At 36.9% G+C, this 15793-nt stretch carries 13 protein-coding genes and 3 pseudogenes; 11 read left to right on the top strand and 5 right to left on the bottom strand.

What is annotated here, in order from left to right:
• Positions 1–68: 68 nt before the first annotated feature.
• The 7 genes and pseudogenes from Q5W13_RS18980 (at position 69) to Q5W13_RS18950 (ending at position 6742) form a co-directional block, all read left to right on the top strand.
• On the top strand, positions 69–1016 hold the full coding sequence (locus Q5W13_RS18980; RefSeq protein WP_155596165.1) for an alpha-E domain-containing protein: 948 nt from the start codon (positions 69–71) through the stop codon (positions 1014–1016).
• Between the two features lie 76 nt (positions 1017–1092).
• Positions 1093–1950 (top strand): transglutaminase-like domain-containing protein, encoded by an 858-nt coding sequence (locus Q5W13_RS18975; RefSeq protein ID WP_304444089.1) that lies wholly within the window; start codon positions 1093–1095, stop codon positions 1948–1950.
• A 96-nt stretch (positions 1951–2046) separates the two neighbouring features.
• Positions 2047–3147, top strand: a pseudogene (gene prfB, locus Q5W13_RS18970) (peptide chain release factor 2).
• 41 nt (positions 3148–3188) lie between these two features.
• Positions 3189–3530 (top strand): arsenate reductase (glutaredoxin), encoded by a 342-nt coding sequence (gene arsC / locus Q5W13_RS18965; protein WP_155596163.1) that lies wholly within the window; start codon positions 3189–3191, stop codon positions 3528–3530.
• A 201-nt stretch (positions 3531–3731) separates the two neighbouring features.
• The gene (locus tag Q5W13_RS18960) at positions 3732–3986 is read left to right on the top strand and encodes a hypothetical protein (protein ID WP_304444088.1); all 255 of its coding nucleotides are present in this window, start codon (positions 3732–3734) and stop codon (positions 3984–3986) included.
• Positions 3943–4245, top strand: coding sequence for a hypothetical protein (locus tag Q5W13_RS18955; RefSeq protein WP_304444087.1), 303 nt, complete (start codon positions 3943–3945; stop codon positions 4243–4245). The genes Q5W13_RS18960 and Q5W13_RS18955 overlap by 44 nt, the downstream gene beginning before the upstream one ends.
• A 1-nt stretch (position 4246) precedes the next feature.
• Positions 4247–6742, top strand: a pseudogene (locus tag Q5W13_RS18950) (TonB-dependent receptor).
• A gap of 124 nt (positions 6743–6866) precedes the next feature.
• Here the strand turns inward: Q5W13_RS18950 and Q5W13_RS18945 are convergent.
• Complete coding sequence (locus tag Q5W13_RS18945) at positions 6867–7037, bottom strand: hypothetical protein (RefSeq protein WP_162857241.1); 171 nt, start codon at positions 7035–7037, stop codon at positions 6867–6869.
• A gap of 161 nt (positions 7038–7198) precedes the next feature.
• Between Q5W13_RS18945 and fumC the strand changes: the two are divergent.
• A pseudogene (gene fumC / locus Q5W13_RS18940) lies at positions 7199–8598 on the top strand (class II fumarate hydratase).
• Between the two features lie 83 nt (positions 8599–8681).
• Here fumC and Q5W13_RS18935 read toward each other — a convergent pair.
• The gene (locus tag Q5W13_RS18935) at positions 8682–9569 is read right to left on the bottom strand and encodes a DUF8428 domain-containing protein (RefSeq protein WP_155596159.1); all 888 of its coding nucleotides are present in this window, start codon (positions 9567–9569) and stop codon (positions 8682–8684) included.
• Positions 9570–9843: 274 nt separating this feature from the next.
• On the opposite strand from Q5W13_RS18935, the gene Q5W13_RS18930 reads away from it, so the two are divergent.
• Positions 9844–10194: a GNAT family N-acetyltransferase gene (locus tag Q5W13_RS18930; protein WP_368662319.1), complete on the top strand. Its 351-nt coding sequence runs from the start codon at positions 9844–9846 to the stop codon at positions 10192–10194.
• A 10-nt stretch (positions 10195–10204) separates the two neighbouring features.
• Positions 10205–11023 (top strand): MBL fold metallo-hydrolase, encoded by an 819-nt coding sequence (locus tag Q5W13_RS18925; RefSeq protein WP_304444086.1) that lies wholly within the window; start codon positions 10205–10207, stop codon positions 11021–11023.
• A gap of 77 nt (positions 11024–11100) precedes the next feature.
• Here Q5W13_RS18925 and ettA read toward each other — a convergent pair whose 3' ends face one another.
• From ettA to Q5W13_RS18910, 3 genes are all read right to left on the bottom strand, one after another.
• Entirely contained in the window at positions 11101–12792 is a 1692-nt protein-coding gene (gene ettA / locus Q5W13_RS18920; RefSeq protein ID WP_304444085.1) for an energy-dependent translational throttle protein EttA, read from the bottom strand.
• 46 nt (positions 12793–12838) lie between these two features.
• Entirely contained in the window at positions 12839–13021 is a 183-nt protein-coding gene (locus Q5W13_RS18915; RefSeq protein WP_013995358.1) for a CAL67264 family membrane protein, read from the bottom strand.
• A gap of 61 nt (positions 13022–13082) precedes the next feature.
• Positions 13083–14060 (bottom strand): Gfo/Idh/MocA family protein, encoded by a 978-nt coding sequence (locus Q5W13_RS18910; RefSeq protein ID WP_368662318.1) that lies wholly within the window; start codon positions 14058–14060, stop codon positions 13083–13085.
• 90 nt (positions 14061–14150) lie between these two features.
• On the opposite strand from Q5W13_RS18910, the gene Q5W13_RS18905 reads away from it, so the two are divergent.
• Positions 14151–15779 (top strand): acyl-CoA carboxylase subunit beta, encoded by a 1629-nt coding sequence (locus tag Q5W13_RS18905; protein ID WP_304444084.1) that lies wholly within the window; start codon positions 14151–14153, stop codon positions 15777–15779.
• Positions 15780–15793 lie beyond the last annotated feature (14 nt).

Genomic DNA, 15793 nt, shown 5'->3' with positions numbered 1-15793 from the left:
TAGAATATCAGAATCCCATTATATAGGAAACAACCAAAGAAAAGAACACTAACTATTAAATAAGACCTATGCTAGCAAGAGTTGCCAATAACCTATTTTGGATGGGAAGATATATAGAACGTTCAGAACATATTGCGAGGTACCTTAGAGTAAATTACTTTTCATCTCTTGACGCCCCCAACCAAATATCTCAATCAAGACAATTTGTTCTTCGCTCAATGCTAACTTTAGTAGGAGACCCAGCGGCAGACAAGGAAGAGGAACTTAACGAGACTGAAGTTTTATATAAAATTGGACTAGACCCTAATTACCCTTCTTCCATACTTAACAATGTTAGAAATTCACGAGAAAATGCTAATAGCGCTAGAGATTTAATTTCTACGGAACTTTACGAATCCATCAATAAATTTTACCACTTTATAGCTAACTATGACGCTGAAGTTTATACAAAAAATGGCCTTGATGATTTTACCAGGAATGTAACAGAAATGTCAGCAATCCTAAGAGGAAAAGTGCGTAGTACTCTTATGCACGACGAAATTTATGCAATCATCATAATGGGGGCGAATATAGAACGGGCAACACAGGTTATGCGAATCATTAGTTCTAAGTATAATGATGCATTAAAAGCTCAAGGTAGTTATGGCGATAAATTTAAAAATAGCTTTGAATGGACCACCTTATTAAAATGTACAGAGTCTTATGATATGATGCGTAGACATTACAAAAAAACACCCACAAGTATCTCCACTCTAGAGTTCCTTATTCTTAATCCAAATTGTCCACGGTCTATAATGAACAGTTTAAACCAGATATGTAAGCACATAAAAATCCTGGATAACAATAGAATGCATGATAGAGACTCTACTTCATTTCTAGTCGGGAAAGTCAGGGCAGAGTATGAATTTAAATCTATGGAAGATATTGAAAGTGATATTCAATTGATAATTAATAGTACGTTGACACATCTTTATGAAATCAGTCAGAAAATGGAGAAAGAGTTTTTTAGTTATTAAACCTTATATTCCAATGCTATTATCGTACAAAGTTTATCCCTTTTTTTGTCAAACCTAACGAACGCATACTTAACGAATGTCCTTAGAATATTCCATTACTTACAAAACAGAAAACACTTATGAAGAATCTGTCCGCGAGGCATATTGGCAATTTCTTATCATACCAGAGGAGAACGACTCACAACAATTCATTAGTATAGATTTTAATAACTCATTAAACGCTAAAACTGAATTTTCTATAAACGGATATGGTTTTAAAACGATAAGAGTTCACCCCACGCGCGCGTTTAAACAAATTTCTTTTGAGGCGAATTTTAAATTAATAAAGAAAGAAGTTAATCCGTTTGACTTTGATTTAGAGAAAGATATATCTAAATCATTTCAAAAACTTCAAGAATTAGGTTTTAAAGTAGACCATGACACCTATTTAAAAACAACAGACTACACTCGTATTCCTAAAGAATATAGACACCTATTTTCATTCAACTCTACTAAGTCGATATTTGAAAACCTTCAGTCCTTAAATAGTTTTGTTCATCGCTATATTAAATTTAATACAGAAGCTACGGATGTATACACCAAACTAAACGAATTACTTAATATACGCCAAGGCGTTTGCCAAGACTTCACTCACCTATTTTGCGCTTTCGCTAGGTTAAATAGTATACCTACTCGTTATGTCTCAGGCTATTTGCATCAAGACAACGGTTATTTTGGAGATGCACAGATGCACGCTTGGGCAGAAGCTTATGTGCCATTTGTGGGTTGGATTGGTTTTGATGTTACAAATGATATTTTAGCCGGTACATCTCATATAAAAATAGCCCATGGCAAAGATTATAATGACTGTTCACCACTAAAAGGGGTAGTATACTCTACTGGCAATAACGAAACCGTTCATTCTGTAGTAGTTAGCAGTCAAAGCCAACAATAGATTTTAAAATGCAGTTACTCTAACCATGTAAACATTCAATCATTAACTACAGAATAGATCAAAAAGAGTAGTATTTTTGTTTGAAAATAGAATTAAATGACAATTACCACAGACCTATTTAAAGGTCTACAAGAACGCCTTGGCGCGTTAAGGAGGTATCTTTGACGTTGATGCCAAACTTATTGAAATAGAAAATGAACAGGAGAAAACTTTAGCTCCTGATTTCTGGGATAATCCACAGGAAGCCCAGGACATATGAAATTCATACAGTCTAAAAAACAGTGGGTAGATGATTACAACGCTGCCAAAACACTGGTTGATGACGTAGAAATTTTATTAGAATTTCAACAAGAAGGAGAAGATAACGAAGCAGAAGTAACCGCTCAGTATGATAAAGCACTGAGCCAGTTAGAGAAGCTAGAATTCAAGAACATGCTTTCTGAGGAAGGTGATGAACTTCCTGCCGTTCTACAAATTACAGCTGGTGCCGGTGGTACCGAAAGTTGCGATTGGGCCTCCATGCTCATGCGTATGTACATGATGTGGGCCGAAAAGAACAAATACAAAGTAAAAGAACTCAACTATCAAGAAGGAGATGTTGCTGGTATAAAAACGGTTACTCTAGAGATTGATGGCGATTTTGCTTTTGGATGGCTTAAAGGAGAAAACGGCGTACATAGATTGGTTCGTATTTCTCCGTTTGACAGCAATGCCAAACGCCATACTTCGTTTGCATCCGTTTATGTGTATCCTCTTGTTGATGACAGTATTGAAATTGATGTTAACCCTGCAGATATCACCATTACAACAGCTCGATCAAGTGGTGCCGGTGGTCAAAACGTAAACAAGGTTGAAACTAAAGTTCAATTGGTTCACCATCCTACAGGTATACAAATTTCTTGTTCAGATTCTAGAAGTCAGCATGATAACAGGGCTACGGCCATGAAAATGCTAAAGTCTCAGTTGTATGAAATAGAGCTTCGGAAAAAAATGGAGGCGCGACAGGAAATAGAATCCTCAAAAATGAAAATTGAGTGGGGTTCACAAATCCGAAATTATGTCATGCACCCATATAAGTTGATAAAAGATGTGCGGACTGCCGAAGAAACAGGCAATGTAGATGCTGTTATGGATGGCGACATTGATGCTTTCTTGAAGGCCTTCCTAATGATGATGGGTCAAAAAGAAGAAGAATAGACCTTACTTTAGATGAATAGAAATTACAATTATATTGCAAAATGATTAAAATATATCACAATCCAAGATGTCAAAAATCCCGTGAAGGATTACAGTTACTTGAAAAATCAGGGAAAGAGTTTGAAGTCATTAAGTACCTAGAAGAAGTCCCCTCTAAGGAAGAACTCCGTAGTGTTTTAGACTGCCTAGGAATTACTCCAGAAATGCTTGTTCGTAAAAATGAACAGATCTGGAAGGATAATTTTAGAGGAAAACTCCTTTCTCATGAAGAAGTTTTAGATGCTATGATTCTGCATCCAAAATTGATTGAAAGACCTATTGTAGTCAACAATGGCAAAGCTGTTATTGGCAGACCCGTTAATTTAATTGATGATATCATTTAATGTAAATACATTATTTTTCTTGAAAATCAACATATAAAAAGAGAGCATTCACTTGAAAACCAAGTGAATGCTCTCTTTTATTTTATTAGTATCCCCTCTTTAATAATTTGGTACATTTGTTGCTATTTCATTTTAACAAAGCTTTAACCATGACAGGTTAAACCATTTATACAAAACACAATCCTATAAACTGATATCGTCATGAAAAACAATATCCCATACGTTATTTTATTTTTTGTTCTAATGTTCACAGGTCCCGAACTCGTTGCTCAATATGGTTACGGAGGCGGAGGTTACGGCTATGGTAATGGGGGTTACGGAAATAGTGGTTACGGAAGACAGCGTAGCGCTATACCGCAAGTTCAAGAAACTCCAAAAGAACCTGAAGCAAAGACCGCTGCGCAAATTGTTGATGGCGAGATGCCAAGGTATAGCAGAAGCTTTAGAGCTAAATGAGTTTGAGTCCGCAGTAATGAGTTCTGTATTAAAAAAGTATCTGCAAAAACGAATTGAAATGCAGATTCTTCAACTTACTCCTGAGCAAATGCGCGAGGGAATGGAGAAAATTACAAAATCTCAGGACGAAGAATTAAAAGCCGGACTTCCTATTGAAAAATACGATGCTTTTGTAGCAATGCAAAAGAAAGGCTTACAGAAGACCAAGAAAGAAAAGAAACGAGAGAAAAAACGAAAGAAGAAAAAAACCGAAGATTGACATGAAAATACCGTTCTTGATTGCCCTGTTACTGTTATCGATTAATACATTCGCACAACGGCCACAGAGGCCCCAAGGTCAAGAACAACAGCCTATTAAAATTACCGGAACGGTTTTAGATCAAGATGACGGGCAGCCTTTAGAATACGCCACCCTTGTACTTCATAGTGTAGACAATCCTGAAAAGGTTACCGGTGGAATTACAAATATTGACGGGGAATTTGAAGTTGAGGCTCTCCTGGGAAATACAATGTTAGTATTGAATACATCTCCTATAAAACGTATAAACTACCAAATCAGCTACTAAGCAAATCTACAGACCTTGGTATTGTAAAACTTGCACTAGATGTCTCACAACTAGAAGGTGTAGAAGTGGTTGGCGAAAAAACTACGGTTGAAGTTCGCCTTGATAAAAAAATCTATAATATAGGTAAAGACCTTACCACTAGCGGAGCTACCATTAGTGATGCCCTAAACAACGTTCCTTCCGTAAATGTTGATGTGGAGGGTGCTATTAGCTTGCGAGGCAATGAGAACGTTAGAATTCTTATTAACGGAAAACCTTCGGCCTTGGCCGGTTTTGGTTCTACGGATGCTTTACGAGAACTTCCCGCAGATGCTATAGAAAAGGTTGAGGTAATCACCAGTCCTTCTGCCCGTTATGACGCAGAAGGTACAGCAGGTATCCTTAACATCGTTCTTAAACGCGAAAAAACATTAGGCTTTAATGGTTCTGTAAATGTAAATATTGGCTACCCCGGTCAGAGCGGTATTTCTGTAAATGCGAATTTAAGAACAGATAAGTTTAATATTTTCAATACTCTTGGCTACAGATATAATGATTCTCCCGGAATTGCCTTTTATGAAAACTCGTATACTAATGGTCAATACGGTCAAATTAATGAGGATAGAGATTACACTAGAAGAAGTAAGGGGCTTAATAACAACTTTGGCGTTGAGTACTTTATAACTGAAAAATCATCCATAACGGGAAGTTTCTTTATGCGTTTCCAAGACGGTGATGATTTAACAGAGAATTACAGTAACTACTTTGAAAATGGCTTACTTACCAGACAGAGTTTTAGAGAAGAGATTGAACTAGAAGATGAAGAAAACTATCAGTTCTCCTTAAACTATATGAATAATATTGATGATGACGGACAGAAACTAACGGTAGATCTACAATATTCAAATGGAGACGAAGTAGAAAATTCAACAATTGACGATAACAATACCTTTCCTAATTTAAGCTTAAATACGTTGGAGAGTGTTTATCAAAATGAAATTGAAGATGAATATCTAGTACAGGCAGATTATGTACTCCCCATGGGTGATGCACAGTTTGAGGCAGGTTACAGAGGCACCTTTGACAAAGAAGTTACCGACTACAAACTAGATTCTCTAAATAGGGCAACAGGACTTTTTGTTACCAATGAAGACCTAACTAACAAATTTAAATACGAAGAAAACGTAAATGCCGTATACACTCAATACGGAAACAAATTTGGTAAGTTTTCTTTCCTAGCTGGATTACGGTTAGAGAATACACAGCTTAAAGGGGAGGTGACCTCTGACTATGATACCTCCGCAGTTGAAGAAGCACTAGGTGAAGACGTAGATCTTAATTTTGACAAAAATTACCTAGGCCTATTCCCTACCCTAAATTTCATATTCGAAATTGGCGAAATGGAAAACATATCCCTCGGTTACAATCGTAGAATCAATAGGCCAAGAGGGCGGTTCATAAACCCGTTTCCTTCTAGATCTAGTAGAGCTAATATTTTTCAAGGAAATCCGGATTTATCCTGCATATTCTAATTCATTTGATTTAGGTTATCTAAAACGATGGGATAAGCTTACCCTAACATCTTCCGTCTATTATAAGCGGGAAACTAACTCTTTTGAATACATTCAGGAAGCTACAGGACAAGTTACTACGGATAGCGTACGAATTATTCGATCACTACCCATTAACCTATCTTCTAACGAAAGAATAGGTGCTGAAGCTGGTGTTCTTTATAATCCAAAAAAATGGTTGCGCTTGAACGGTAGTGTCAACTTCTTTAAATTTTCCAGCGAAGGTGAACATAATGGTACGGATTACGGTACAGATAATACAAGTTGGTTCGCTCGCTTTAGCTCTAAAGTAAGTTTACCTAAAAAGATAGAATGGCAGACCAATGCATTTTATATGGGCCCACGTCAAAATTCACAAACCGAAACAAAAGGAATGCTTTCGCTAAACTTGGCGTTCAGCAAAGATATTATGAAAGATAAGGGTACACTGTCTTTAAACGTGAGTGATCTTCTTAACTCAAGAAAAAGGCAGTCTTATACCGTATCGGATGATTTTACGTCAAGAAGTGAATTTCAGTTTAGACCTAGGTCTATTACGTTATCCCTTCGTTATAGAATAAATCAAACTAAAGAAAATAACCGTAAGCAAGGCAAAGGCGGTAATGAAAATGGTGGCGGAGAAGATGAGATGGAAGGTTAAAGGTCATTCTTAAAGAGAAGCCCTGTAAGTATTAATACTTACAGGGCTTTTTTTATTGCGTTTAGTGCATAAAAAAGCAGGAAAACGATAATTCGTTCTCCTGCTTTTTAATATATAAGAGCGCTTATACGCTACGTTTCGCTTTCTTTTTATCTCTCCATTCTTTGTAGAGTTCCAAGATGTTTCCACCTAACCAATAAGGTACTACAAAGGTCAACAAGAAAATCATCAACCAAAATCCAATGGTTAAAATGGTTAAAAATGCTAAAAATCCAAGGTACTGATCAAATTCCATGTTCTCAATTTTGCACTACAAATATACTTTAGAAAGTACCAAAATTGCAAATTGAAATCAAAAAAAATAACATAACTTAAAAAACATTTATTTTTAAAGCCTCTAAGAGGAATTAAAATGATGAAATACTACCTTTGTAAACTAACATAACACTACTGATAATGAGCTTTAGAATCGAAAAAGATACCATGGGCCAAGTAGAGGTGCCCAGCGATAAATATTGGGGTGCCCAAACTGAGCGCTCAAGAAATAATTTTAAAATAGGCCCGTCTGCATCTATGCCTTTAGATGTAGTTTACGGATTTGCCTATCTAAAAAAAGCTGCCGCTTACGCCAACTGCGAACTAGGTGTTCTTGCCGAAGACAAAAGAAACCTTATTGCACAAGTTTGTGAAGAGATTTTAGAAGGAAAACTTGATGATCAATTTCCGTTGGTTATCTGGCAAACCGGATCAGGAACACAGAGCAACATGAACGTAAACGAGGTTATCGCAAACCGCGCTCATGAGATTGCCGGAAAGAAAATTGGTGAAGGCGAAAAGACAATTCAGCCAAATGATGATGTAAACAAATCACAATCATCTAATGACACCTTCCCTACAGGTATGCACATTGCTGCCTATAAGAAAATTGTTCAGAATACTATACCAGGTGTAACGAAGCTACGTGACACTCTAAATAAGAAATCCAAAGATTTTGCCAAGGTGGTAAAAATAGGTAGAACACACCTTATGGATGCTACTCCCCTAACTTTAGGTCAAGAGTTTTCAGGTTATGTGTCTCAACTAGACCATGGATTAAAAGCGTTAAATAATACCTTGGACCATCTAAGCGAATTAGCTTTAGGTGGTACTGCCGTAGGTACAGGAATGAATACACCAAAAGGTTATGATGTTCTTGTTGCCAAGTACATAGCAGAATTTACCGGACTTCCTTTTCGCACAGCGGATAATAAGTTTGAAGCATTAGCAGCGCATGACGCAATTGTAGAAAGTCATGGAGCACTTAAGCAACTGGCTGTTTCTTTAAATAAAATAGCCAATGATGTTCGTATGATGGCTTCAGGGCCTAGATCGGGAATTGGCGAAATTATCATCCCAGCAAATGAACCAAGGCAGTTCTATTATGCCAAGGTAAAGTTAATCCAACCCAGTGTGAAGCTATGACCATGGTTTGTGCTCAAGTAATGGGTAACGACGTTGCTGTTTCTGTTGGTGGAACCCAAGGTCATTACGAATTGAACGTGTTTAAGCCTATGATGGCCGCTAACATCCTTCAATCTGCAGAATTACTTGGTGATGCCTGTGTAAGCTTTGAAGTGAACTGTGCAGCTGGTATTGAGCCTAATTATGATGTAATCAAAGAATTACTGAATAACTCTTTAATGTTGGTTACTGCCTTAAATACTAAAATAGGGTATTATAAGGCTGCTGAGATTGCAAATACAGCACATAAAAACGGAACTACGCTAAAAGAAGAAGCAATTAACCTAGGTTACGTTTCCGCTGAGGACTATGACGAGTGGGTAAAACCAGAAGATATGGTAGGTAGCCTAAAGTAGGAATACCTTAAAATTGGACATAAAAAAAGGGGCAATCTTTACGATTGCCCCTTTCTGTTTATATGTAATGGATAGCGCGTTTATTATTTTAGAGTGAACTTAGAAGTTCCCAATAATTTTAATCTCGTATCATAAACATTCACCATGTAATTTCCTTCTTTGAAATCTCCTGCAGGCTTGCTAATATAATCGCAAACATCTAAAGATTTGTTCTCGTAGTAAAAACCAGTTCCTTTACTGTAAGTTACAGAAGCACCAGAATCATTAGTTTTAGAATAGCTTTCACCTAACACGTTACCTTGTGGGTCAAGAACTTCAATAAAGAATTCTCTATCGCCAGCTTGAGCAATTACGTTATCAGCAACAGTAAAACAGATTTTAAATTTATCAGTTCTCTTAGCTCTAGAAGTAGAAACTAATTTTCCACTGCTACGTTCTTTAACAGCATCAACACTAAACTTAGATAAATTAAGAGCTGAACCTTTTTCAACAACGTCTGCCAATTGCGTATTCTGTACAACTAAAGAATCATTAAAAACAGTTTGCTTCTCTAATTCTGTGTATGTGCTATCTCTCTGCATTGCAATAAAAGTGTTCGACTTGGTAAGTGAATCAACTTGTTTCAACAATTGAGCTCTTTCTTCTTTTAACACACCAACTTGTCTTCTGTATCTAGAAAGAGAAGAAATATCACCTTTCATACTTTTTACAGAGTCAATATACTTTGCAATGTTATCTCTAGCAGAAACCAACTCTTCGTTAGTAGCGTTGCTTTCTAAAATTGCCTTATCATATTCAGACTTTAAGCTATTTAAATCTTCAACTACTAATTGCTTTTCTTGAGTAAGCGCAGTTTCGTTTTTCTTTTTTTCTTGGTAAAGACTAACGGTGTATATTATGGTACCCAAAAGAACCACACCTAGCAATCCTGCTAGCACCTTCAATCCATTGTTGCTTTTTGTTTCAGTCATAATGTTAAGATTTATTACTAATAAAAATTATTGGTTTGTATCGCTTTATATACGGTAAGATTTTCCTTTTAGATTTTTTGATGTAAAAAAATCAAATAATATATCAATCAAAAGATTATGATATGGTAACTTTAAACTATAGTTCTCAATCAGCTCTAGTTTATGTCAATCAAAATAATACCGTTCAAACCTGCATATGCTCCCATTTTTAAAGAGTTAAACCGAAATTGGATAGAGCAATATTTTACTGTTGAACCTAAAGACCTTTACCTACTTGAAAACTGCCAAGGAGCATATTATAGATAAAGGCGGATATATCTTTTTTGCGAAAAAAGAGGATACGATAACAGGGTGTTTCGCTCTTTTACCTGTAAGCAACAGTACTTTTGAGTTAGGTAAAATGGCTGTTTCAACAGAATTTCAAGGCCTCAAAATAGGCCAAAAGCTATTATCCTTTGCTATAGAATTCGCAAAAGAGAAGTCTTGGGAAACTCTTATTCTATACTCTAGCACCAAATTAGATAATGCCTTGCATATTTATAAGAAATTCGGTTTTGAAGAAGTGCCATTAGAGAAAAATTTAGATTACGCTCGTAGTGATATAAAAATGCAATTAACCTTATAACAAGAACTTTATGAAAAACCTATTATTTATACTGATGAGCTCTAGCATTCTTTTTCTTGGATGCAAGGAGAATAAAAAAGATTCTGCAGCAGATCAAGATATAACTGTTGAAGCGAACGATACCGCGGAAGCTATATCTATGAACGAAGAAGAGAACTCAGAAATAAAAATATCCCCTATTGAACATGCTACTGCTGTTCTGGAATGGAATAATATTACCATCTACATAGACCCTGTAGGTGGAGCGGAAGCTTTTGAAGGATATAAATCTCCCGAACTTATATTGATTACCGATATTCATGGAGACCATTTTAATTTAGAAACCTTGGAAGCACTAGGAACCGACAAAGCTAAAATAATAGCACCACAAGCAGTTGCCGATAAGCTACCGGAAGTTTTCACCCCACAGATCGATGTATTGAGCAATGGCGAAAGCAAAGAACGTTACGGGATTACAATTGAGGCCGTACCGATGTACAATTTAAGAGAAGAAGCCTTAAAGTTTCATGAAAAAGGACGTGGCAATGGTTATATATTAACTTTTGGAGACCAACGCATTTATTTTTCTGGTGATACTGAAGATATTCCGGAAATGAGAAGCTTAAAAGATATAGATCAAGCTTTTATTTGCATGAACCTACCTTACACTATGACACCTGAAAGTGCCGCAGATGCTGTTTTAGAATTTAAGCCAAAAAAGGTCTACCCTTATCATTACAGAGGTAAGCCCGATGTTAGTGACGTCTCCAAATTCAAGGAGTTGGTAAACGCCGGCGATTCTAATATTGAAGTAATTCAATTGGACTGGTATCCGAATGAAGCTTATTAAATAAAAACATATACCCATAAAAAAAAGCTCTTAAGGTAATCCTTAAGAGCTTTTTTTTATTTAAAACTAATTACAAATTAACGAATCAATTTCTTATACTTAATACGTTGTGGAATTAAATCTCCACCCAAACGTTTCTTCTTATTTTCTTCGTAATCAGAGAAAGAACCTTCAAAGAAATAAACTTGAGAATCACCTTCAAACGCTAAAATATGTGTACAAACACGATCCAAGAACCAACGGTCGTGAGAGATAACTACAGCACATCCCGCAAAGTTCTCAAGACCTTCTTCTAAAGCTCGTAATGTGTTTACATCTAAATCGTTAGTAGGCTCATCTAAAAGCAATACATTACCTTCTTCTTTTAAGGTCATGGCCAAATGCAAACGGTTACGCTCACCACCAGAAAGCATACTTACTTTCTTATTTTGCTCACTCCCCGTAAAATTGAATCTACTCAAATACGCTCTAGAATTTACCTGGCGACCACCCATCATAACAAGCTCCTGCTCATCACTAAAGTTCTGCCAAATTGTTTTTTCCGGATCAATATTAGAGTGACTTTGATCCACGTATGAAATCTTAGCTGTCTCACCTACTTCAAAATCTCCTTTCTCAGGCGTTTCTTCGCCCATAATCATTCTGAAAATTGTGGTCTTACCGGCACCGTTTGGCCCAATAATCCCAACAATACCAGCTTGCGGAAGTTTAAAATTTAAGTCTTCGTACAGTAACTTATCATCGTATGCTTTGCTAACACCTTTAGCCTCTAGTACATTCGTACCTAAACGTGGACCATTGGGGATATAGATTTCAAGTTTTTCATCAAGTTGCTTCTGATCTTGACTCATTAACTTATCATAATTCTTTAAACGTGCCTTCTGTTTTGTCTGACGCCCCTTGGCACCTTGACGCACCCAGTCAAGCTCACGCTCCAAAGTTTTTTGTCTTTTAGAAGCCGTTTTGCTTTCGTCAGCTAAACGTTTCGATTTTTGATCCAACCAACTAGAATAGTTTCCTTTCCAGTGAATACCTTCCCCTCTATCCAGTTCCAAAATCCATCCAGCTACATTATCCAAGAAGTATCTATCGTGCGTTACGGCAATTACTGTACCCTTGTATTGAGCCAAGTGATGCTCCAACCAATGTACAGATTCCGCATCTAAGTGATTAGTAGGTTCATCAAGCAATAATATCTCTGGTTCTTGAAGCAGTAGTCGGCAAAGCGCTACACGTCTTCTTTCCCCTCCAGAAAGCACACCTATTTTTTTATCAGGCTCCGGAGTACGTAGGGCGTCCATTGCTATTTCTAGTTTCGTATCGAGCTCCCAAGCGTTTGTTGCATCAATTTTATCTTGAAGTTCCGCTTGCTTATCCATCAACTTCTGCATTTTATCTGCATCTTCGTAGACCTCAGGAAGACCAAACATGTCGTTGATTTTATTGTACTCGTCAAGTATGGCAACTGTCTCACCCACACCCTCTTTAACTACCTCTAGAACAGTCTTATTCTCATCTAGTTCCGGCTCTTGTTCCAAGTAACCTACTTTATATCCAGGAGAAAAAACAACATCACCTTGAAAGTTCTTATCCACTCCTGCTATAATCTTAAGCAAAGTAGATTTACCCGATCCGTTCAAACCAAGAATACCAATTTTGGCACCATAGAAGAAGCTTAGGTATATGTTTTTAAGAACAGGCGTATTCGCGTTCTTATATGTTTTGGTGACTCCAGACATGGAGAAAATCACCTTCTTATCATCAGACATAATATATTGTTAAGTAATTTATTAAAAGGATATTATATATTTTATTTTAAACTCTTCCTTTAAGTGCATTAAACACCCAAGCTATAGCAAAAAATCCTATCCCTACTGAGGCAAAACCCCAACCAGCAACTTCATCGTATCTAAAAGCCCCTAAAGCTATTAGTGCTAGACCCACAAAAATCATTATAAATGTGGCCCATGCCAAAACGGTATTTTTATTCATTCCCATGTTAATTCGGTTTCAATTTCGGTAACTTCAAATATCGTAAATTTTAAAATATTTTAAGGCTCTATGCCTGCTTTTGTTCTTCAAAAGGAAAAATAACTCCTGATTTTTGCCGTACTTCATAAAGAAGCTGCGCTAAATCCAAACTATTCTGATGACTCCACATAGTGCTCTGCTGTTTTCCAGAAGCTAAACAAGCTTGCACTTCTTCAATTTCATAAGTATAGCCCTTACCATGAGTAGGTAAATTATAATCAACTACCTCCCCTTCTTTCTCAATAGAATACCCTTGTGCTTCATGCCATCTAGGGTGAAGAAAAATACTCCCATCGCTCCCCGATATTTCAGCCTTCATTTCAGATTTAGAATTTAATCCACTGTAAAGAATAGCCTGTGCATCATCATAATCAAATATCATAGAAGTCTGCATCTCCACACCCGTCTTAAAAAAACGAGATGATGCCTGAATTTTCTTGGGCATTCCTAATAATAAATACGAAAGAAAAATTGGGTAGATACCCACATCTAACAAAGAGCCTCCGGCCAAATCCGGATTTAACAATCGGTTTTCAGCATCTCTACCTAAGGCATAAAAAGCAAAATCTGCATGAATAAATCCAATAGGTCCAATTTTACCATTATCTACCAGTTGCTTTGCCTTTTGAATAGATGGATTAAAACGACTCCATAATGCCTCCATTAAAAAGACTTTCTTTTCTTTAGCTGCGGAAATCATTCTTGCTACCTGCTCCGGGTTTACTCCCATTGGTTTTTCACAAAGAACATGTTTGCCTTTTTGCATAGCCCTAATACTCAAATCTTCATGCGACGTGTGCGGAGTGGCTATATAAACTACATCTACCTCATTAGACTCAAAAAGGGCTTCATAACTATCAAAAGTATGTGTAGCTCCATATTCCTTAGCAAACTCCTTTGCTTTTTCAATACTTCTAGAAGCAACAGCAACAAGGCTCCCCCCTTTACCAAAGCCAAATCTTTTGCAAAAGTATGGGCTATACTTCCCAAACCTACAATTCCCCAACGTACTCCTTGTGCCATATGATTTTCAGTTTTTTCAAATGTAAACAATTTTACTCCTTATCTTTAAGCAATAAAAAGTCAAGGCAAAAAAATGAATTTGAAATTTAATAAGAACGAAGATCACAACAAATTACTTCTAAGCGACCTTAAAAGGCGCTTTGCTCAAGTAAAATTAGGAGGTGGCAAAGCTCGTATTGAAAAGCAGCATGCTCAAGGTAAAATGACAGCTCGCGAACGTATAGATTATCTTTTAGACAAAAATAAGGATAGTGTTGAAATAGGCGGTTTTGTAGGTGACGGCATGTATGAAGAACATGGCGGCTGCCCATCTGGTGGTGTGGTTATTAAAATAGGTTATGTTTCTGGTAAGCAATGTATTGTTGTTGCCAACGATGCTACAGTTAAAGCTGGGGCCTTATTTCCTATAACAGGAAAGAAAAACCTTCGTGCGCAAGAAATTGCGATGGAAAATCGTCTACCTATTATCTATTTAGTAGATAGCGCCGGTGTTTACCTCCCTTTACAAGATGAGATTTTCCCAGATAAAGAACATTTTGGAAGAATCTTCCGAAACAACGCCGTTATGAGCAGCATGGGTATTACCCAAATATCAGCTGTCATGGGCAGTTGTGTTGCCGGTGGTGCTTACCTGCCAATTATGAGCGATGAAGCTCTAATTGTAGATAAAACAGGTAGTATTTTCTTAGCAGGAAGTTACCTTGTTAAAGCTGCTATTGGTGAAAGTATAGATAATGAAACTTTAGGAGGAGCTACTACACATTGTGAAGTAAGCGGAGTTACCGATTATAAAGCCAAAGATGATTCTGATGCGTTAACCACCATTAAGAACATTATGGATAAAATTGGTGATTTTGATAAAGCTGGGTACAATAGAAAACCAGCTCTGAAACCTAAAGAAAATCCCGAAGATATTTTTGGTATTCTACCAGCCTCTAGAGCAGACCAGTATGATATGCGCGAAATTATTAAGCGCTTAGTAGACGAATCTGAATTTGAAGAATATAAAGAAGGTTACGGTCAGACCATTTTAACCGGTTATGCAAGAATTGATGGTTGGGCCGTTGGTATTGTTGCCAACCAAAGGAAAGTGGTGAAAACCAAAAAAGGAGAAATGCAGTTTGGAGGAGTCATTTATTCAGACTCTGCTGATAAGGCTACTAGATTTATTGCTAATTGTAACCAAAAGAAGATTCCGCTTGTATTCTTACAAGACGTTACGGGTTTTATGGTAGGTAGCAAAAGTGAGCATGGCGGCATCATTAAAGATGGAGCCAAAATGGTGAATGCAGTTAGCAATTCTGTTGTTCCCAAGTTTACTATTGTTATTGGCAATAGTTACGGAGCTGGCAACTATGCCATGTGCGGAAAAGCATATGACCCAAGATTAATAGTTGCATGGCCAAGTGCCGAGCTCGCTGTAATGGGCGGTAATTCTGCTGCAAAGGTACTTCTTCAAATTGAAAAAGCTTCCCTCAAAAAGAAAGGTGAAACACTTACAGAACAGAAAGAGGCTGAACTTTTTAATAAAATTAAAAAGAGGTACGATGACCAAGTTTCTCCTTACTATGCAGCTTCTCGCCTTTGGACAGATGCTATCATAAATCCTTTAGATACGCGTAAATGGATATCTATGGGAATAGAAGCCGCTAATCACGCTCCAATAGAAAAAGATTTTAACTTGGGCGTTATTCAGGTTTAAAGGAATATTAAAAT

It is taken from the genome of Zobellia laminariae (assembly GCF_030553095.1).
GTDB classification, from domain to species: domain Bacteria; phylum Bacteroidota; class Bacteroidia; order Flavobacteriales; family Flavobacteriaceae; genus Zobellia; species Zobellia laminariae.
The sequence above is the reverse complement of the archived record's forward strand: the minus strand, read 5'-3'. Positions and strand labels throughout refer to the sequence as shown.